The 19,686-nt window shown below is 62.5% G+C and carries 18 protein-coding genes; 1 reads left to right on the top strand and 17 read right to left on the bottom strand.

The annotated features are described in order from the left end of the window. Window positions 1–6 precede the first annotated feature (6 nt). From ACEN93_RS03120 to argH, 7 genes are all read right to left on the bottom strand, one after another. Window positions 7–1,359 carry an MmgE/PrpD family protein gene (locus tag ACEN93_RS03120; RefSeq protein WP_495611039.1) on the bottom strand — a complete coding sequence of 451 codons (1,353 nt, stop codon included), beginning with the start codon at window positions 1,357–1,359 and terminating at the stop codon, window positions 7–9. Further along, window positions 1,356–2,246, bottom strand: coding sequence for a polysaccharide deacetylase family protein (locus ACEN93_RS03115; protein WP_495611038.1), 891 nt, complete (start codon window positions 2,244–2,246; stop codon window positions 1,356–1,358). The genes ACEN93_RS03120 and ACEN93_RS03115 overlap by 4 nt, the downstream gene beginning before the upstream one ends. Beyond that, window positions 2,239–3,087 (bottom strand): polysaccharide deacetylase family protein, encoded by an 849-nt coding sequence (locus ACEN93_RS03110; protein WP_495611037.1) that lies wholly within the window; start codon window positions 3,085–3,087, stop codon window positions 2,239–2,241. Before ACEN93_RS03110 ends, ACEN93_RS03115 begins: the two co-directional genes overlap by 8 nt. Window positions 3,088–3,229: 142 nt before the next feature. After that, window positions 3,230–4,054, bottom strand: a complete 825-nt coding sequence (locus tag ACEN93_RS03105; RefSeq protein ID WP_074690517.1) for an ABC transporter substrate-binding protein — start codon at window positions 4,052–4,054, stop codon at window positions 3,230–3,232. A gap of 39 nt (window positions 4,055–4,093) precedes the next feature. Then, window positions 4,094–4,858 carry an amino acid ABC transporter ATP-binding protein gene (locus ACEN93_RS03100; RefSeq protein WP_039768627.1) on the bottom strand — a complete coding sequence of 255 codons (765 nt, stop codon included), beginning with the start codon at window positions 4,856–4,858 and terminating at the stop codon, window positions 4,094–4,096. A 10-nt stretch (window positions 4,859–4,868) separates the two neighbouring features. Further along, the gene (locus tag ACEN93_RS03095) at window positions 4,869–5,747 is read right to left on the bottom strand and encodes an amino acid ABC transporter permease (protein WP_011334265.1); all 879 of its coding nucleotides are present in this window, start codon (window positions 5,745–5,747) and stop codon (window positions 4,869–4,871) included. A 61-nt stretch (window positions 5,748–5,808) separates the two neighbouring features. Next, window positions 5,809–7,236, bottom strand: coding sequence for an argininosuccinate lyase (gene argH, locus ACEN93_RS03090; RefSeq protein WP_039768624.1), 1,428 nt, complete (start codon window positions 7,234–7,236; stop codon window positions 5,809–5,811). Window positions 7,237–7,546: 310 nt separating this feature from the next. On the opposite strand from argH, the gene ACEN93_RS03085 reads away from it, so the two are divergent. After that, window positions 7,547–8,512 carry a LysR family transcriptional regulator gene (locus ACEN93_RS03085; protein WP_414881785.1) on the top strand — a complete coding sequence of 322 codons (966 nt, stop codon included), beginning with the start codon at window positions 7,547–7,549 and terminating at the stop codon, window positions 8,510–8,512. Here ACEN93_RS03085 and ACEN93_RS03080 read toward each other — a convergent pair. The 10 genes from ACEN93_RS03080 to arnB are packed head-to-tail and all read right to left on the bottom strand — an operon-like array spanning window position 8,496 to window position 19,455. Beyond that, on the bottom strand, window positions 8,496–9,023 hold the full coding sequence (locus tag ACEN93_RS03080) for a GNAT family N-acetyltransferase (RefSeq protein WP_085666998.1): 528 nt from the start codon (window positions 9,021–9,023) through the stop codon (window positions 8,496–8,498). The genes ACEN93_RS03085 and ACEN93_RS03080 overlap by 17 nt on opposite strands. 36 nt (window positions 9,024–9,059) lie before the next feature. Then, complete coding sequence (locus ACEN93_RS03075) at window positions 9,060–10,652, bottom strand: ArnT family glycosyltransferase (protein WP_495611036.1); 1,593 nt, start codon at window positions 10,650–10,652, stop codon at window positions 9,060–9,062. Next, window positions 10,652–12,031 carry a UDP-glucose dehydrogenase family protein gene (locus ACEN93_RS03070; protein ID WP_064596803.1) on the bottom strand — a complete coding sequence of 460 codons (1,380 nt, stop codon included), beginning with the start codon at window positions 12,029–12,031 and terminating at the stop codon, window positions 10,652–10,654. The genes ACEN93_RS03075 and ACEN93_RS03070 overlap by 1 nt, the downstream gene beginning before the upstream one ends. Then, window positions 12,028–12,432, bottom strand: coding sequence for a 4-amino-4-deoxy-L-arabinose-phosphoundecaprenol flippase subunit ArnF (gene arnF / locus ACEN93_RS03065; RefSeq protein ID WP_495611035.1), 405 nt, complete (start codon window positions 12,430–12,432; stop codon window positions 12,028–12,030). The genes ACEN93_RS03070 and arnF overlap by 4 nt, the downstream gene beginning before the upstream one ends. Then, a complete protein-coding gene (arnE, locus tag ACEN93_RS03060; protein WP_495611034.1) occupies window positions 12,429–12,773 on the bottom strand; it encodes a 4-amino-4-deoxy-L-arabinose-phosphoundecaprenol flippase subunit ArnE in 345 nt (114 codons plus the stop codon). The genes arnF and arnE overlap by 4 nt, the downstream gene beginning before the upstream one ends. Continuing rightward, window positions 12,770–14,419 (bottom strand): lipid IV(A) 4-amino-4-deoxy-L-arabinosyltransferase, encoded by a 1,650-nt coding sequence (gene arnT / locus ACEN93_RS03055; RefSeq protein ID WP_495611033.1) that lies wholly within the window; start codon window positions 14,417–14,419, stop codon window positions 12,770–12,772. Before arnT ends, arnE begins: the two co-directional genes overlap by 4 nt. Further along, window positions 14,416–15,300, bottom strand: a complete 885-nt coding sequence (gene arnD / locus ACEN93_RS03050; RefSeq protein WP_210710650.1) for a 4-deoxy-4-formamido-L-arabinose-phosphoundecaprenol deformylase — start codon at window positions 15,298–15,300, stop codon at window positions 14,416–14,418. The genes arnT and arnD overlap by 4 nt, the downstream gene beginning before the upstream one ends. Beyond that, a complete protein-coding gene (gene arnA, locus ACEN93_RS03045) occupies window positions 15,300–17,291 on the bottom strand; it encodes a bifunctional UDP-4-amino-4-deoxy-L-arabinose formyltransferase/UDP-glucuronic acid oxidase ArnA (RefSeq protein WP_495611032.1) in 1,992 nt (663 codons plus the stop codon). The genes arnD and arnA overlap by 1 nt, the downstream gene beginning before the upstream one ends. Further along, window positions 17,288–18,310 (bottom strand): undecaprenyl-phosphate 4-deoxy-4-formamido-L-arabinose transferase, encoded by a 1,023-nt coding sequence (gene arnC / locus ACEN93_RS03040; protein WP_103385223.1) that lies wholly within the window; start codon window positions 18,308–18,310, stop codon window positions 17,288–17,290. The genes arnA and arnC overlap by 4 nt, the downstream gene beginning before the upstream one ends. Then, window positions 18,307–19,455, bottom strand: coding sequence for a UDP-4-amino-4-deoxy-L-arabinose aminotransferase (gene arnB, locus ACEN93_RS03035; protein WP_495611031.1), 1,149 nt, complete (start codon window positions 19,453–19,455; stop codon window positions 18,307–18,309). Before arnB ends, arnC begins: the two co-directional genes overlap by 4 nt. Window positions 19,456–19,686 lie beyond the last annotated feature (231 nt).

Raw genomic sequence — 19,686 nt, 5'->3', positions numbered from 1 at the left:
ATGTCCTTATTCGGTTAACAGGTGCTCGAGATCGCGCACGGAATCCAGCGTTTGCAGTTGCCGCAGCTGCGCCAGTAACGGCTCGGCCTTGACCGGTGAAATGACTCGCAGCGCCAGACTGAAAAACTTCTCCTCCAGCGCCGCCTCGCTCAGCGGATTGCCCGGCGCGCCCAGCGGCACCTCGACACACAGACTCGTCTGACGCCCGTCGCGGGTTCGAAGAATGACCAGCGGCTCGCCATCCTCCGACAGTCGCTCATCCACTTCAAGGCGAATGCGCGTCAGCCAGTGGGTGATTTGCGGATCGTTGCGCGGCTGCTCATCGTAAGCCTCGAGGCGGCAATGACCATGCACCAGTCGCGCGGCGAGGGCGTAGGGCAGACTCATTTGCGCGGCGGCCAGACTGCGGGTGTCGCGGCCGCCGCACATGTCGAGCAGAAACCCGCACAGGTTCACCTGCACGTCTTCCACCTGATCGGCGCCGACCTGCAATTGCTCCAGCAACAAGCCGAGTGCATCGATGGCCGAATGGGTGCCACGACACGCGGCATAGGGTTTGATCGAACAGCGCGCGAGTTTCCAGACCTGTCCCAAATCAGCATCCAGCGCGTCCGGCTGCGCGCTGCACGGTGCCAGGGTCTTGAGAAATCCACCCCAGACATCCTCGAACAATACCGACGGCCCGCTGACGCCTTCGCGAGCAAAACGCGCGGCGAGCAATCCACCCTCGGCCGCACGGCCGCTGTGCAGTTTCTTGCTTTGCGAGCCGTCATGAATGAACGCCCACAACCCGCCGCTGAAACTGCCGGCGATGCCCAGCGCCGACACGGTTTGCCCGAAATCCAGCGCAAAGATCCGCGCACAGGCCGCCGCCGCGCCGAACACGCCGCAAGTGGCGGTCGAATGCCAGCCGGCGCCGTTGTGCGCCGAATAACTGCCGCAGGCCTCCAGCACCCGCCGGCCGATTTCGTAGCCGATCACCACGGCGGTGATGAACTCGCGACCGTCCACCGGCCGATCCACCAATGACAAAGCCGCCATCACCGCCGGCAACACCACCGCGCCGGAATGATCACAACCGCCGGTGTCGTCCAGTTCCAGCGCATGGGCGGCGATGCCGTTGAGCAACGCCGCATGTCCCGCGCCGACGCGCAGTGACGAACCCCAGACCAGCGCGTTGCCCGGCTCCGCACCGAACACCTGCCGCGCCTGAAGCGCCACCGCGCTGTCGGCCCCGGCCAGTGCTGCGCCGAAGGTGTCGAGAATGTGCCGCTTGGCCTGTTCCACCAACGCTGGCGGCAGGTCTTCAAAGCGGGTCTCGACGCAAAACCGCGCCAGCCGCTGCATGCGTTCGGTCATACGAGGTAGTCCCGATAATGGCGCTCATACACCGACGCCGGATGATCCTGCGCGACCGGCGCCGCCGTTTGCGCCCACCACTGCGCGACTTCGGCGCCGGTGGCGATCCACACGTCGTCATGCTGCTGAATGCCTTGCAGCAATTCGCGCAGCACGCCGATGCGTCCTGGCGTGGCGATGATTTCCGGGTGCAGGCGCAGCACGTAGCACAGGCCGAAGCGGTGGAAGCCGGCGAAGTCCATTTGCAGGTTGCCCAGGGTGTGGCTGTAAGAGGCGATCCGCGATTGCGCCGGCGGTACGGCCGGGCTCAGGTTGAAGGCGAAGTAGGGTTCGTCTTCCAGTTCGTAATGCAGCGGCAACTCGACCACTTCGGGCGCGGTCGGGTGCAAGAACGGCAGGTCATCGCCACGCCATGAGGAAGACCAGAGAATGCCGTGATCTTTCAAGGCTTCGATGAAGCCCGGCGCGCCGTTACCCGCCGGAATCCGGAAGCCGGTTGGATGCACGCCGGTAAGTGCTTCCAGCGCCGCACAGCCCTTGGCGACTTCCGCGCTTTGCGCCGCCAGATCCAGCGTGTCGTAATCCTGATGGCGGTAGCCGGCGCTGGCGACTTCATGGCCGTCAGCCAGGATCGCGGCGATGTGCTGCGGGTTTTCTTCGGCAACGATGCCGGGCACGAACCAGCTGCTGCGCACCCCGAGTTCCCTGAACAGGCCGAGCAAACGCTCGACGCCGCGTTGCGTGCCGTAGCGCCACACCGACAGCGTCTTGTCGCGCCCGACGACTTCCGGGGCCTGGGTGAGAATGCCGTGGATGTCGTTGTAATCGACGGTCAGCACCACCGCGCAGCGTTTGCCGGCGGGCCAGAGTTTGCTGGAGTCAGCCATGGTGATGCTCCTTCAGCCACCAGCGGGCGACGTCGCGGCAGGTGGCGAACCACACGTCATCGCGTTGGCGCATGTGTTCGAAGAGTTTCTCCAGCAACAGGATGCGCCCCGGTTTGCCGGTGATTTTCGGGTGGAACAGGGTGGTCAGGCACAGGCCTTCGTCCATTGCGCCGTCGTATTCGCGTTGCCAGTTGTCGAGGGTCAGCTCGTAGCTGGCGGTGCGATCGAGCCCGGACGGGAAGTTCGGGGCGCGGGTGTAAGCGAGGGCGGCGTAGTCGTCCATTTCCCAGCGGCCGGGGATCTCCACCAGCGGCGTGTCGTGGCCGGGGACGTTGACCAGATACGGGCGATCGTCGCCGCGCATGCTGCTGGAATAGATGACGCCGTTGTCGGCCAGCATCGCCGGGGTTTCGGCGCGCCAGTCGCCGGACGGGGTGCGAAAGCCCTCGGCGCGGATGTGCAGGTATTGCCAGAACACGTCGCGGGACTTGTTCATCACGGCCTGCTGCTGGTCCAGCGTCAGGGCGTAGAAGGATTCGTGTTTGTAGCCGTGGTAGGCGACTTCATGACCGCGCTCGACGATGGCCTGGCATTGTTTCGGCCAGTTTTCCACGACCCAGGCGGGGACGAAGAAGGTGGTCGGGATCTTGAAGGCATCGAGCAGATCCAGCAGGCGTGGCAGGGCGCGATACGGGCCGTAGCCGCCGAAGCCGAAGTATTCGGGTTTGTGCCAGATCGAGTTGTTGAGCATGGCATCGCCGGTCGGGCCGTCGAGGTCGAAGGCCAGGGCGAGGCAGGCTTTGTGCTGGTCGGGCCAGGTGGGTTGGGGTGAGGAGGACATCACAGCGCTCCGATACTCATCTGTAGGAACTGCCGAAGGCTGCGATCTTTGTTCGGGACGCAGAGCGTCCCCGGCTGCATTCCCACGCAGAGCGTGGGAACGATCAATCAAAAGATCGCAGCCGGGCATCCGTGGCGAAGGTTTACTTGCCCGCGTTAATGGTCACATCCTTGATCGCACCCAGCTCCAGATCCCACTTCTTCAGAATCGCGTTGTAGCTGCCGTCATCCACCATGCTCTGCAGCGCCACTTTTACCGCTTCACTGAGCTCAGGCTTCTTCTTGCTCACACCCAACCCGGTGAACTGCACGGAGATCGGCTGGCCGACCGTTTTGTACATGTCCTTTTCCTGGGTCTTGAGGTACGACAGGGTTTCGCTGCCCTGCATTGCCGCATCGATGCGGCTCTGGCGCAGTTGCGCACGGGCGTCAGCCGAGCCTTCGGTGCCGATCACGTTGATCGCAGGTTTCCCGGCGGCTTCACAGTTGGCCTTGCTCCACTCGGCGATTTCCGCCGGGAAGGTGGTGCGGCGGCTGGTGCCGACTTTCTTGCCGCACAGGTCGATGATCTCGTTGGTCGCGGCGTTCTTCTGCAAGGTGTAGAACTGCGGGCCGCTGGTGAAGTAGTCGACGAAGGTCACGCTGGCCTGACGCTCGGCGGTGTCGGTCATGCCCGACAGGACCATGTCCACGCGGTCGGTGGTCAGGGCGTTGATCATTTGCTCGAAGCCGGTCTCCTGCCACTTGATCTTCACCCCGAGGCGTTCGGCCAGGGCGTTGCCCAGGTCGTAGTCAAGGCCGGTGAGCTTGTTGGTGGCCGGGTCCTTGAAATCCATCGGCGGATAGTTGGGCATGATCGCGACGACGATCTCGCCTTTTTCCTTGATGCTGGCCGGCAACTCGGCGGCCACGGCGACACCGCAAGACATGAGGGAGGTGAGTACTGCTGGAATGACGAAGTTCTTCATGGACGTTCTCTTATGAGTGTTGTGAAGGCCAAAGGGGCCTCAGGTTCGAACGGCAGAAATGAAGCTTTGGGTGCGCGGGTTTTGCGGACTTATTAGTATTTCTTCGGGGCTTCCAGCCTCCACGATCTGCCCGCCGTCCATGAACACCATGCGGTTGGAAACCTCCCGGGCGAAGCCCAGTTCATGGGTGACGACGATCATGGTCATGCCGGTCTGCGCCAGATCGCGCATCACCGACAGCACCTCACCGACCAGTTCCGGGTCGAGTGCCGAAGTGGGTTCATCGAAAAGCATCAGCTTGGGTCGCATGGCCAGCGCGCGGGCAATCGCCACCCGTTGCTGCTGACCGCCCGACAGTTCAATCGGGTAGCTGTTGCGTTTGTCGGCCAGGCCGACCCGGGCCAGCAGCTCCAGGGCTTCTTCGTGCGCCTCCTTGGGCGAACGCTTGAGCACCTGGCACGGGCCTTCGATGATGTTTTGCAGCACGGTCATGTGCGGGAACAGGTTGAAGCGCTGGAACACCATGCCGGTGGCCAGGCGCTGGCGGGCGATCTGCGACTCGTTGAGTTCGTGCAGCTTGTGCCCGACCACGCGGTAGCCGACCAGTTCGCCATCGACCCAGAGGCCGCCCTTGTCGATCTTTTCCAACTGGTTGACGCAGCGCAGCAGGGTGCTCTTGCCCGAGCCCGACGGGCCGATGATGCACAGCACTTCGCCTTGCTCGACCTCGATGTTGATGTCCTTGAGCGCGTGGTACTGGTCGTAATATTTGTTCAGGCTCACGGCCTTGACGATGTTTCTCATGTTCGACTCCTCAAGAACGCTTGCCGGCGCCGCGAGCGAAACGACGCTCCAGACGGCTTTGACCAAAGGACAGGACGGTGACGGTGGCCAGGTACCAGATACCGGCGACGATCAGCAGCTCCATGACCCGGGCGTTGGCGTAGTAAATGTTCTGGGCGTTGTAGAGCAGTTCCGAGTACTGGATGACGCTCGCCAGCGAGGTCATTTTCACCATGCCGATGAATTCGTTGCCGACCGGCGGAATGATGATCCGCATGGCCTGCGGCAGGATGATCCGGCGCAGCGCTTGCAGGCGCGGCATGCCGATCGACTTGGCGGCTTCGTACTGGCCGGTGTCCACCGAGAGCAGGCCGGCGCGCACCACTTCAGCGGTGTAGGCGCCCTGGTTAATGCTCAAGCCGAGCAGGGCGGCCACGAACGGGGTCATCAGGCTCACGGTGTCGAGTTCGAACAGGCCGGGAATGCCGATGGTGGGGAAGATCAGCGCCAGGTTGAACCACAACAGCAGTTGCAGAATCAGCGGCGTACCGCGAAACAGCCAGGTGTAGGTCACGGCCACGTAACGCAGGATCGGATTGGCCGACATGCGCATGATCGCGGTGATCACCCCGAACACGATGCCCAGCGCCATGGCCAGCACGGCCATGATGATCGTGTTGAACAGGCCCCACATGATCGCTTCGGAGGTGAGGAACTGGCCGATGTACGACCATTCGATCTTGCCTTCGGCGAAGGCCCGCACCAGGCCGATGATGGCGATGACGATCACGGTGGCGAAGAAGATCCGCCCGTAATAACGCCGTGGCACATGCTGGTACTGGGTAATGTCGAACTGGTTTTCCGCCAGTTTGCGCTCCGCCTGGAGTCGTTCTGCCTGAGTCTGGCTCATGGTGTTTCTCCGTACACTGTACTTGTCGATCAACCCCCTCCCGATGGGAGGGGGACCCGGCTTAGAGGCGGAAGCCCTGGTAGTTTTCGGTCCACTGTTGCTGCGCGGCGAGGGCGGTTTTCAGGCGGCCGATCTGCTCGCGCACCTGTTGCGGCGCGGTGCCGCCCCAGCCGCTGCGTGCTGCGATGGCGGCTTCCAGGGTCAGGCTGTCACGCACGTCTGCCGTGAGGCGCGGGTCGATCTCGGCCAGCAGCGCCGGCGAGGCTTCCCACAATTCGAGGTCGTGTTTTTCGCAGGCCTGAACCAGTGCGCCGGTGATTTCGTGAGCTTCCTTGAACGGCACGCCGCGCACGGCCAGCCAGTCGGCGACTTCGGTGGCGAGGGTGAAACCCAGCGGTGCCTGACGCCGCAGTTCCTCGACGTTGACGGTCATGGTCGCGACCATCCCGGCCATGGCCGGCAGCACCAGCAGCAAGGTGTCGACGCTGTCGAGCACGCCGTTCTTGTCTTCGCTCAGGTCGCGGTTGTACGACAGCGGCAGGGATTTGAGCGTCGACAGCAGGCCGGTCAGGTTGCCGATCAGACGCCCAGCCTTGCCCCGCGCCAGTTCGGCGATGTCCGGGTTTTTCTTCTGCGGCATGATCGAGCTGCCGGTGGCGTAGGCGTCGTCCAGATCGACCCAGCGGAACTGGCGCGACGACCACAGGCAGAACTCTTCGGCCAGACGCGAGATGTTGATCCCGAGCATGCTGGCGATGAACAGGAATTCGGCGACGTGATCACGGCTGGCCACGGCGTCGATGGAGTTTTCGCAGACCCCGGCGTAGCCCATTTCCCTGGCCGACTGTTGCGGCTGGCGAGCGATCGCGGAACCGGCCATGGCCGCAGCACCGAGGGGCGACAGCGAAGTGCGCGCGTCCCAGTCCACCAGGCGTTGCACGTCGCGCAGCATCGATTGCGCGTGGGCCAGCAGGTGATGGGCGAACACGATCGGTTGCGCCTGCTGCAAGTGGGTGAAGCCCGGGCAGATGCTTTCGACATGCTGCTCGGCCTGATCCACCAGCGCCGTTTGCAGGGCCAGCACTTCCACGGCCAGGGTGCGGACGTGATCACGCAGGAACAGGCGCAGGTCGTTGGCGGTCTGGTCGTTGCGTGAACGGCCGGCGCGCAGCTTGCCGCCCAGTGCGCCGAGGCGTTCGGTCAGCAGGCGCTCGATGAAGGTGTGAACGTCTTCGTCGTCCAGGGTCGGGGCGATGCGCCCGGCAGAAAAATCGGCACCGATGCCGTCCAGGGCTTCGATCATCGTGCGGGTTTCCTGCTCGTCGAGCAGGCCGGCACGTTGCAGTTCCCCGGCGTGGGCCTTGGAGCCGGCCAGATCGTACGGCGTCAGGCGGAAATAGCGCTCGGGGCAACGGGACAGGGCCGCCAGGGCTGCGGACGGGCCGCTTTTGAAACGGGCACCCCAGAGACGGTCGGTGGTTTGAGACATTTGTTGTTTTCCTCGTCGGTAACGCGAACTGAAATCGATGTGCCGGGCCCTGAAATCGCGCTGGCTATTCAGCGAACAGCAGCAGCGGACAGAATCAGGCCAAAGCAGTTTTCAAGAGGGCAGTTGCAAAGAGACAAGAGCTGATCGAAGTGTCAGCTTTTAATGTTTGGCGATCAGTGAGTTGGCACTGATGTTCGGGATTTTCTGGCGGTTGCCAAGGCTGGTTTTCTGTGATCATTATTATTAGCCGGCGATGTTTTTGTTGTTGGACACAGATTGTTGAACATTGCGCCAGAGGTAAATCAGCATTATGGAAACCCCACTTTCCAATTCCGGAAACCCACCGGTCAAAACCGCTCACCGGGCACCTTTGGCCCTCAGCGGACTGGATTTCAAACTGCTCAAGGTGTTCAAGGCGGTGGTCGAGGCCGGCGGCTTCAGCGCGGCGCAAAACGAGCTGAACGTGGGCCTGGCCGCGATCAGCAAACAGATCTCCGACCTGGAAATCCGCATCGGCATGCGCCTGTGTACCCGGGGGCGCGAAGGGTTTCACCTGACCGAAGAAGGGCGTCTGGTGTATCAGGCGTCGATTGATCTGTTTGCTTCGGTCGACAACTTTCGTGACCGGCTTAGTTCAGCGCAGAATGAACTTATCGGCGATCTAGGAGTGGGGGTGATCGATAATACGATCAGCGACGATAATTCGCCGTTAGTTGCCGCGCTTAAAAAGATAAATGAACATTCACCGAAAGTAAGGTTTCAACTTCAGGCGACTCAGTTGGATGAAGTAGAAAGAGGCGTGGTCGAGGGTCGCTTAGTTGCCGGAATAGTCCCGGTTTATCAAAAGCGTGAAGAGTTCGATTATTACCCGCTCTATGAAGAACGCTCGCAGGCTTACTGCGCTGTCGGCCACCCGTTGTTCGAGATGCCGGCGGAGCAGATGGGCGGCAACGTGCTGCAGGATTACGAGTGCATCAACCACCGCTACGCGATCCATCGCGACAAGCTCAACTTCGCCCGCTACGACAGTTTTTCCGCCTCGGCGACCCAGGTCGAAGCGGTGGCATTGTTGATCAAGACCGGGCGTTTCGTGGGCTTTCTGCCCCAGCACTACGCCGCCACGCTGGTTGCCGCCGGGCAGTTTCGCGCGGTGTGCCCGGAGCTGATCCACTTCGACACGCCGTTCAATCTGATCCTGCGGCACAACACCGTGCGCAGTCCGTTGGTCAAGGCGTTCGCCCAGGCGCTGGGGGTCGATCTCAAGGCGACGGCGTAAGGATCAGACGCATGGCGCAACGTCGCTCGCCGGGCAATCCGTGAGCGATTTCATCGCGCAATACATGGTTCAGACGTGCGTCGCTGTCGTCGGCGTTCAATAGCGCAAAACCCATGCGTTGATAGAACGGCGCATTCCACGGCAGATCGCGAAACGTCGTCAGCGTCACCGCCCGAAGTTGCCACAGACGCGCCTGTTCAATCGCCGCCAACAGCAACTTGCGACCGACGCCCCGGCCCTGAAAGTGTTGGCTGACGGACAGTTCCTCAATGTGCAACTGTTGGTCGACAGTCACCGCCCTTAAAAAACCTGCAAGTTGCCCGTCGTTGTTTTGCGCGACCCACAGTGCGCCCTGTTCAATGGCCGGTAAATGCGCCGAGGCCTGCGGCACGGTGGCATCCGCCAGCCAGGCCAGTGAAGGGTCGAGGCGAAACAGCGCGGCGGCCGAACGCTCGATGGTGGGGAGGGCGATGGCATCGGCTGCAAGGGCCTGTCGCACGGTAAAGGTCATCAGTCAGCGGTCCCTGTGGAAATCACGTCGCGCAGGTTAAGGCGCCAGCCCCAGCAACACATAATCGTTTTTGTCGAAACGCCCGCTCAGCACCGGTTGCAGCGCAGCGAGCGGCGTGCCTTGCAGGGCCTGATAGTCGCTGCGATCCATCATCAGCCACGCCGGTCCCTTGAGCGCTTCGAGCGCTTGCGCGGTTTCAGTGAACAGCGGTTGCAGATCCTGATCGACGTTGACCATGAACTTGATTGCCTTGGCGTCCTTGCCCATGCCGTGCAGCACCAGCGGCGCGGGTTGCTCGTGGATCCGCGCGAGTGCCGCCTGGCTGAAGGTTCGCGTGTCATACAGCTGGCGCTCCACCGGCTCGAACACCAGCGCGTACGCCGACCAGACCGCCAAAACAGCGCTGAATGCGAGGATTTCGGTTCGCCAGCGCGACCGCCACAACCGCGACAACGCGGCCAGTTGCAGCAATGCCAGCACGATCATTATCAGCGTCAGATCGGTCAACGACTCGGGAAACCGTCGCTGCGCCACCCACAACAAGACGATCAACAATCCAGGAATCAACAACCACAATCCCTGCATGCCGACGCGCAGCCAGGCAAACACCCGACCATGCAACACCTGAAACGGATACGCCGCAATAATCGCCGCCATGGGCAGCATCGGCAGCAGATAGCGGGCCTTTTTCGCCTGGGGAATCGACAGCCCGACCATCACGATCAATCCCGCCGCGGCGCAATACTGCACCAGGCGCAAGGCCGGGCCGCGTTGCCGGGGCTTGCTCAGCCACACCGCCGCCAGCGCGAGCAAGGCCAGCGGATACGCCAGCGCATAGTTGCCCAGAGAACTGGTGAAGTAATACAGCGAACCGCTGACGCCTTCGCTGCCGTCCATGCGCCCCATGAACTGCATGCGGATCACGTCCTGCCGAAACGCCGGCCCGCCGCTGACCTCCGCCAGCCACAACAGCAGCCCCACGCAGGCCGCCAGCAGCAGCGAAGCCAGCACGCCGAAGGTCAACAGACGCGACCACTGGCGATCCAGCAGGTAGTAACTGCAGAGCATGCCGCTCGGCACCACCAGCCCGATCGGCCCCCGAATGCCGAACCCCAGCAGCAACAGAAGGAACACCAGCGGCCAGCGCCGACCGGCAGCGAAATGGTCGTGGGCATAGCCGAGGTAGAACACCGAAAACGCCACGGCGGCGAGCATCAGGTCCTGCGACACCGCCCGAGTCTCGGTGATGAAGGTGCTGGTGAGCATCAGCAATGCGATGCTCACCACCGCCCAACGCACGGATGAGGGCGCGAGCAAGCGATACATCAACGTCACGATCACCGCGCCGGCGAAAGCGCTCGGCAGCCACGCCGTCAAGCTGTTGACCGTCCCGAGCGGCAGCGACAACAGCCAGATGAACAAGGTCGAGAGCGCCGAATAATCGGCGTACGGCTCACCGTAAGTGGTGGGAAATACACTGGGCCCGTGGCGCAGCATTTCCTGGGCGAACAGCACGAAGCGCGAGTCGAAACCGATGGGCGCTTGCCCGTACACGCCGGCAATGAACAACACAAACGCCAGCAGCCCTGCGATCAGGGACTGCCGGCGCAGGGCGGGGGATAACCCCATCAAGCCACGTCCGAGGCGTGCGGCCACTGCTGCAAAGGAATCGGCAGGGAGCGCGATTCGCCACGGCCCATCGGGAAATAATGGAAGCCGTTTCGGGCCAGGCGTTCAGCGTCGTACAGATTGCGACCGTCGAAGATCACCGGGGCCTTGAGGCGTTGCTGGATCAGGTCGAAATCCGGCGCCTTGAACTGCTGCCATTCGGTGCAGATGATCAGCGCATCGGAACCGGCGAGAACCGATTCCGGGGTGCCCATCAGCATCAGTTTTGATTCGTCCGGGTACAGATGCTGGGTTTCCTGCATCGCTTCCGGGTCGAATGCCCGAACATTGGCGCCAGCGGCCCACAGCGATTCGAGCAAGACCCGGCTTGGCGCGTCGCGCATGTCGTCGGTGTTCGGTTTGAAGGCCAGGCCCCAGACGGCGAAGGTCTTGCCGCGCAGTTCGCCCTTGTAGAACGCGTTGATGCGTTCAAACAGCTTGTGTTTTTGCCGCTGGTTGATCGCTTCCACCGCTTGCAGCAGATCGCTGGAGCAATGCGCTTCTTCGGCGCTATGGATCAGCGCGCGCATGTCTTTGGGGAAGCACGAGCCGCCGTAACCGCAACCGGGGTAGATGAAGTGATAGCCGATACGGCTGTCGGCGCCGATGCCCTGGCGCACCGATTCGATGTCCGCGCCCAGGTGTTCGGCCAGTTCGGCGATCTGGTTGATGAAGCTGATCTTGGTCGCCAGCATGCAGTTGGCGGCGTACTTGGTCAGTTCGGCGCTGCGCAGGTCCATGAACATGATGCGATCGTGGTTGCGGTTGAACGGCGAGTACAGGTCACGCATCACGTCGCGCACTTCTTCGCGTTCGCAACCGATGACGATCCGGTCCGGCCGGCGGCAATCGGCGACGGCCGAACCTTCCTTGAGAAATTCCGGGTTGGACACAATATCGAACTGCAACAGGCGCCCGGCCTTGACCAGGGCTTTGTCCAGGTGCGTGCGCAAGGTATCGCCGGTGCCCACGGGTACGGTGGATTTCTCCACCAGAATCAGTGGCTGCTCACGATGCCGGGCCACGGCGTCGCCCACCGACAGCACGTAACGCAGGTCGGCCGAACCGTCTTCTTTCGACGGAGTGCCAACGGCAATGAACGCGACCTTGCCGTGCTGTACCGCGAGTTTTTCATCGCAGGTGAATTGCAGGCGCCCGGCATCCAGGCCTTCGCGGACCAGACTGGCCAGCCCCGGCTCAAAGATGCTGACGTGACCCTGGCGCAACAGTTCGACTTTTTTCTCATCGATGTCCATGCACACCACGTCATGGCCGACTTCGGCCAGCACGGCGGCCTGCACCAGGCCGACATAACCGCTACCAAACACTGTGATTTTCATGGCGAACTCCTCAATTCGGGCGCACGGGCCGGACGAGTGTTGATGGTGATGACCCCGAGCATGACCAGCGCCACGCCCAGTGATTTGGAGAAACTGAAGGATTCGTTGAACAGCGGCAGGCTGGCCGCCAGCAGGTACACCAGCGCATAGCTGATGCTCAGCAGCGAATAGGCCCGGCCCAGCGGCAGATCGCGCAGGGCGGCGAGCCAGCAGAGCATCGACAGCGCATAGGCGAAGATCGCCGCGAGCACCACGGCCAGCGCGATTGAATCGACGCTGGGCACGGACAGCCACTGATCCGGCCGGGGCAGGCGCGTCATGCTCCAGCGCATGCTCAGTTGCGCCACGCTGACCAGCAACACACTGGCCAGGGCAAAGAAGATTCCACGACCCTGGTTCATGACTGTTGCCCCAACAGCGCCACGCCACCAATCACCAGCAACACGCCGAACCAGTGCTGAACGTCGACGGGCTCCTTGAATGCGAAGCGGGCGATCAGGGTGATGATCACGAAATTGAGGCTGAGCATCGGGTAGGCAATGCCAACGGGCAGGCGCTGCAACACCAGCAGCCACACCAGCAGGCCGACGCCGAGGGCAAACAGAGCCAGCCACAGCCACGGCGAGCGCACTTTGCGCGACCACGACAGGCTTGCGCCGCGCCAGCGCTCGACGGCGAATTTCTGCGCGACCTGGCCCAGGCAGGTCAGCAGGCAGGCGAGCAACAGCAGCCACAGGCTCATGACGCCTCCTGCGGCAGGATCATGATCACCAGGTTGCCTTGCTCATAACGAACGCCGTCCTTGGGCAATCTGTCGAGTTCGTCCAGTTCGTCTTGCCCCTTGACCCGCATCACCACGCCGACCGAACCGGTCTTGCGGGCTTCGCGCATCCACTGTTGCACCTGATCGGGGTCGACCCGTTGGTGAATGCCGTCAGGATAGGCAAGGCCATATTTCAATTCGCCTATCGTGTTGTACAGCGCCACCTGCGGGCGTTTGAGGCGCCAGGACAGGGCCGACGCGGCGCCCAGGTCGTTACTCAACAAGTGCGTGGTGGCCGCCAGTTCCGTCTGGTGGGCGAGGACGAACTGGTCGGGCATCTTGTTCGCCACCACCGATTTGGGCAGCGCCGCCGGCAGCAGCGCGATCAGCAGCAGACTGCCCACTGCCGGCGCCGCCCAGCATTGCAACGGGCGGAAGGCCTGCAGCAGGTTGCTGATGATCCAGCCGGTCAGGGCGATGAACACCAGCACCAGACTGTGTAATTCGTGGTCGTACAGCGGACGTTTGAGCTGCACGTAAACCAGCCCGATCAGCGTGACGATGCCCAGCAACAGGTTCAGCAGGCCATTGAGGCCCAGCGCCCGGCCGTGCTCCAGACGCAAGCGATCGGCCAGCGCGTGGCCCAGCAGCAACGCCAGCGGCAGCAGGCACGGCAGAATGTAGGTCGGCAGCTTGCCGTTGCTCAGGCTGAAGAACAGCAGCGGCATCAGCAGCCACAGGCCGAGAAACGCGATGCCGGTGTCGCGGCGGGTCTGCCATGCCTGCTTGAATGCGACCGGCAACATCCCGACCCACGGCAGACTGAAGGCCACCAGCAGCGGCAGGTAGAACCACCACGGCGCGTCATGCTGGGCATCGTCACCGGCAAAGCGGCGGATGTGCTCATGCCAGAAGAAGAACCGCCAGTAATCCGGTTCCTGACCGTGCACCGCCACCACCCACGGCAGGCTGACGATGATCGCCACCGCGATGGCCACCGGGCCGTACAGCAGCAATTCCTTCCAGCGTTTTTGCCAGAGCATCCACGGCAACGCGATCAGCACCGGCAGCAACCAGGCGAGAAAACCCTTGGTCATGAACCCCATGCCGCAGGCCAGACCCAGCACCGCCCAGCCGGCGATCCGCTGACCATTGGAACGGCTGTCGAGGGCAAACCACAGCGCTACCAGACTCAGGTTGACCCAGAAGGTGAATTGCGGATCGAGGTTGGCGTAACCGGCCTGGCCGGCGACGATGACGAAACTCATGTAGAGCAGGGCGCAGACGAAGCTTTTGCGCGGTTCTTTCCACAAACGGCGGGCGATGAGGAAGCACAGCAGCACGCTCAGCCCGGTGCTCAGGGCTGAAGCAAACCGCACGCCGAACAGGTTCTGGCCGAACAAGGCCTGCCCGAGGGCGATCATCCAGTAACCGGCCGCCGGTTTTTCGAAGTAACGCAGGTTCATGAAATGCGGCGACACCCAGTTGCCGCTCAGCAGCATTTCCTGGCTGATTTGCGCATAACGGGTTTCATCGGGAATCCACAGACCATGACTGCCCAGCGGCAGCAGATACGCCAGCAGGAAAATCCCCAGCAACAGCGGCAATGCCCAGCGTTTGCTCATGCGCCTTGCACTCCCAACCAGCCTTCGCGGCCTTCGAGGGCACCGCGTTGCACACGGCCGACGGGCAGGGTGTTGAGAAACTCGGGCAGCAAGTCGCCCAGCGGTTGAAAGTTGATGTTTCGCTGGCGTGCGTCGGCCAGCAGTCGACGAAAATCTTCGGCCATCAGAATCCCTTCTACTTCGGCGTGAATGGTGTAGACGTTGAGGTTGTCCGGGCGGAACCGGTCGAGGATGAAGGCGTTGAAATCCTTCGCCGCCACACTCGGCCCGACCACTTCATCGAAGGTCGGCAAGTCCACCGGAATCTGCGGCGCACCGACCGAACCGTCAGACAGCAACGGTCGGAACAACCGCTGCCCACGGCAATCGCTGTTGTAGCGAAAGCCGAAGGCCTGTTTGGCTTCGATCACACGTTCGTCCGCACGCCAACCGGCGGCGGCTGAACACGTGACCTTTTCGCCAAGGATGTCGCTCAAGGTGTCGACGCCCTGACGGATCTGCTCGACCAGTTGCGCATCGCTCCAGCGCCCGGCATTGGCCTGCCAGCCGTGGTGATCCCAGGCGTGCAGGCCGACCTCGTGGCCGGCGGCCCGGGCCTGACGCATCAGGTGCCCGAGGTCGCGACCGATCGGTTTGCCCGGCCACGCTGTGCCGGCCAGCAGGATGTCCCAGCCGTACAGGCCGGCGGCGTTGGAGCGCAGCATCTTCCACAGGAACTGCGGACGGATCAGGCGCCACAGATGCCGGCCCATGTTGTCCGGGCCGACACTGAAGAAAAACGTCGCCTTGATCTGCGCCTCGTCGAGCATGTCGAGCAGACGCGGCACGCCCTCACGGGTGCCGCGAAAGGTGTCGACATCGATGCGCAAGCCGGCCTGCATCAACGCTTGCTCTCGATTTCGGCCATGGCCTCACGCAGGAAGAAGTCCAGCGTGTTGCCGATGGTCTCGCGCATTTCCACGGTCGGCGTCCAGTCCAGCAGGCGCTTGGCGTTGGCGATGCTCGGTTTGCGGTGCTCGACGTCCTGGTAACCGGCGCCGTAGAACGCCTTGCTTTCCACGTCGCGGAAACCGGCGAACGGCGGGAAGTTGGAACGCAGCGGATGAGCCTCGAACTGGCGCAGCAGTTCTTCGCCCAACTGGCGAATGCTCGCTTCGTTGTCCGGGTTGCCGATGTTGATGATCTGGCCGTTGCAGACGTCGTTGTCGTTATCGATGATCCGCGCCAGCGCCTCGACGCCATCGGCGATGTCGGTGAAGCAGCGTTTCTGCTCGCCGCCGTCGAACAGACGAATCGGCGTGCCTTCCACCAGATTGAGGATCAACTGGGTGATGGCGCGCGAGCTACCGATGCGCGCCGAATCGAGGCGATCCAGGCGTGGGCCCATCCAGTTGAAGGGACGGAACAGGGTGAAGTTCAGGCCCTTGGCGCCGTAGGCCCAGATCACCCGGTCCAGCAGTTGCTTGGACACCGAGTAGATCCAGCGCTGCTTGTTGATCGGGCCGACGATCAGGTTCGAGCGGTCCTCGTCAAAGTGCTTGTCCTGGCACATGCCATAGACTTCCGAGGTCGACGGGAAGATCACGCGCTTGTTGTATTTGACGCAGTAGCGCACCAGTTTCAGGTTCTCTTCGAAGTCGAGCTCGAACACCCGCAGCGGATTGCGCGTGTATTCGATCGGTGTGGCGATGGCCACCAGCGGCAGGACCACGTCGCATTTCTTGATGTGGTACTCGATCCACTCCGAGTGAATGCTGATGTCACCTTCGACGAAGTGAAAACGCGGATGGCTGCGCAGACGGTCGATGGCGTCGGAGCCGATGTCCAGGCCATAGACTTCGTAGCGCTCGTCACGCAGCAGGCGCTCGGACAAATGGTTGCCGATGAAGCCGTTGACGCCAAGGATCAGCACCCGCGTGCGACGCGGGCCACGACCGGACTCGGCACCGCGCAGCAGCGAACCGTCCACCAGACCGAGTTCATTGGCCAGTTGCGGGCCGCTGAGGTACAGGCCGTTGTCGTTGCGCTGGCCGGCGTTGATCACCAGCGAATCTTCACCGCAGGCGATGCGCAGCGGATCGACACTGATGACCCGGCCCGGCGCCTGGCCTTCGTTGCCCTTGACCACGTCGGCGCTCCAGACGATCAGCTTGTGCTCGCCCACGGCGCAGAAGGCGCCGGGGTAGGGCTGAGTCACGGCCCGCACCAGGTTGAACAGTTGCTCGGCCGGTTGCGCCCAGACCAGTTTGCCGTCCGCCGGGGTACGGCGACCGAACACGGTGGCTTTGGATTCGTCTTGCGGGGTTTCGGTGATTTTGCCCTGAAGCATCGCTGGCAGCGCGTCGCGCAGCAGGTCGCTGGCGGCCGTGCGCAGTTTGCCGTGCAGGCTCAGCGCGGTGTCGCTGCGTTCGATGGCTACACGTTGTTGGGCGACGATGGCGCCGGCGTCGGCGCGTTTGACCATGCGGTGCAGGGTGACACCGGTTTCGGTTTCGCCGTTGACCAGCACCCAGTTGGCCGGCGCGCGGCCACGGTAGCGCGGCAACAAGGAGCCGTGCAGGTTGAACGCGCCTTTTTTGGCCAGCGCCAGCAGCGGCTCGCTCAGCAGGTTGCGGTAGTAGAACGAGAAGATGTAATCCGGGTCGAGCTTGGCGATCCGCTCGATCCACAGCGGATGGTTGGCGTCTTCCGGTGCATGAACCGCGATGCCTTTGTTGGCGCACAGTTGTGCAACCGAGGCGTAGAAGGTGTTCTCCTTCGGGTCATCGGCATGGGTAAATACCGCCGCAATGTCATAGCCACTGTCGAGCAGGGCTTGAATGCCGGCGCAGCCAATATCGTGGTAAGCGAAGACAACGGTTTTTGCGCTCATGAGAGAACCTGATCGGACGTGGAGTTGGAAGTGAGGCCGTCAACGGTGATGGCGGGGGCCGGCGTGGCGGGATGGCCGCGCAGGACTTTTTCAATGAAGAAACGTGGACGAGCGCGCACGTCGCTGTACATGCGGCCCAGGTATTCGCCCAGCAGGCCCATGCCGATGAACTGGCCGCCAGTGAACACGAACAGCACGGCGAACAGTACGAACAGGCCATCGCCGGCCCATCCGGCGCCAAACGCCAGGCGCATGAAGATCAGCGCCGCCGCGAACAGCACGCCGAGCCCGGCCATGGCGAAACCGACGATGCTCAGCAGGCGCAGGGGCGTGGTGGTCATGCAAGTGATCAGGTCGAACATCAGGTTGATCAAACGCATCGGGCTGTATTTCGAATCGCCGTGTTCGCGCTCGGCGTGGGCCACGGTGATTTCCGTTGTGTGGCGGGCGAAGCTGTTGGCGAGGATCGGAATGAACGTGCTGCGTTCGCGACAGGCGAGCATCGCGTCGATGATCGTGCGGCGGTAGGCGCGCAGCATGCAGCCGTAGTCGCTCATGGCAACGCCGGTGGAGCGCTGCACCGCGAGGTTGATCAGTTTCGACGGATAACGGCGCAGGGCCGAATCCTGGCGATTGCCGCGAACGGTGCCGACCACGTCAAAGCCTTTTTCAGCCTCGGCCACCAGGCGCGGGATTTCTTCCGGCGGGTTCTGCAGGTCGGCGTCGAGAGTGATCACCACGTCGCCCTTGCACTGCTCGAAACCGGCCATGATCGCCGCGTGCTGGCCGTAGTTGCGGTTGAGGATGACGGCCACAAACGGGCTGTCATCGACCGAGGCAGCGTCCTCGAGCAGTTGCGCGGAGGCGTCGCGGCTGCCGTCGTCGACCAGCACGATTTCGTAATCATGATGCAGTTGCTGGCAGGCGGCCTGGGTGCGGCGCAGCAGTTCCGGCAGGCTGTCTTCTTCGTTGTAGACCGGGATGACGATCGACACACAATGAATCGGATAAGGTCTCACGGGCGTTTCCCCATCAGGTGTTCAATGGCCCCGACGACCCGGTCCAGATCCTGGTCGGTCATGTCGGGAAACAAGGGAATCGAGCACAGCCGCGCCGAGTTCCACTCGGTATCGGGCAGGGACAGGTGCGGATCACGCTGGCGATACCAGGTGTGCAGGTGGGTGGCGATGAAGTGGATGCCGGTGCCGATACCTTGCTCCTGCAAACCCTTCATGAAGGTTTCGCGGTCGATGCCGCAGCGTTCGCTGTCGATACGCAGGATGAACAGGTGCCAGGCGTGGGTTTGCGCGTAGGCAGGCACCGCCAGCGGTTGCACCGGCAGGCCTTCGAGTTTTTGCAGGTATTGCGTGGCCAGTTCGGTGCGACGGGCGTTGATCGCGTCCAGACGCTCGAGCTGCACCAGGGCAATCGCGGCGTTGATGTCGGCCAGGTTGTATTTGAATCCGGGCTCGATCACCTGGGCCTGGGGTTTGCGGCCATGGGTCAGGCGGTCGTAGGCATCGACACCGAGGCCATGAAACTTGAGCATGCGCACGCGGTTGGCCAGGGCTTCGTCCTCGGTGACGAACATCGCGCCTTCGGCGCAGGTCATGTTCTTGATCGCATGGAACGAGAAAATCGCGGTGCCTTGCGAACCCACGGGGCGGCCCTTGTAGCGGGTGCCGGCGGCGTGGGCGGCGTCTTCGATCACGGCGATGCCGTGTTTGTCGGCCAGCGCGTAGAGCGGATCGAGATCGAACGCGGCGCCGGCGTAATGCACGGGAATGATCGCTTTGGTGCGCGGCGTGATGGCGGTTTCGATACGCGCGGCGTCGGTCATCAGGGTGTCGCGGTCGACATCGACGAACACCGGCGTGGCGCCGAGCAGGGAAATCATGTTGGCGGTGGACACCCAGGTCTGCGACGGGGTGATGACTTCATCGCCGGGGCCGATTCCCAATGCCAGCAACGTTACATGCATGGCACCGGTGGCCGAGGAAAGTGCCACGGCGTGACGACTACCGACGTACTGGGCAAACTGTTCTTCGAGGGCCTGGTTTTTCGGCCCGGTGGTGATCCAGCCGGAGCGCAGGACTTGCTCCACGGCGGCAATTTCTTCATCACCGATACTGGGGCGGGAGAAGGGGAGAAACGCCTGACTCATGCACACCTCATTGCAAAGAAAAAAGAAATAGATCCACAGAGAAATCGGATCCAATCAAAGCGTAGACGCGAAAAAATCCTTTGCATCAATAAGTTGCCAAGACGACATAACGTCGGGTTCGGTTGACTTTTCAGGCATTGCCCGGCAGCTTGGGCGGCGCCGGCACAGGACTCAGTGGAATTAAGGTTATGCCCGTTTTTGTGAAAGGAACATGAAAAACCGGTCGGCGAA

The organism is Pseudomonas sp. Pseusp21 (assembly GCF_059492145.1).
The sequence above is the reverse complement of the archived record's forward strand: the minus strand, read 5'-3'. Positions and strand labels throughout refer to the sequence as shown.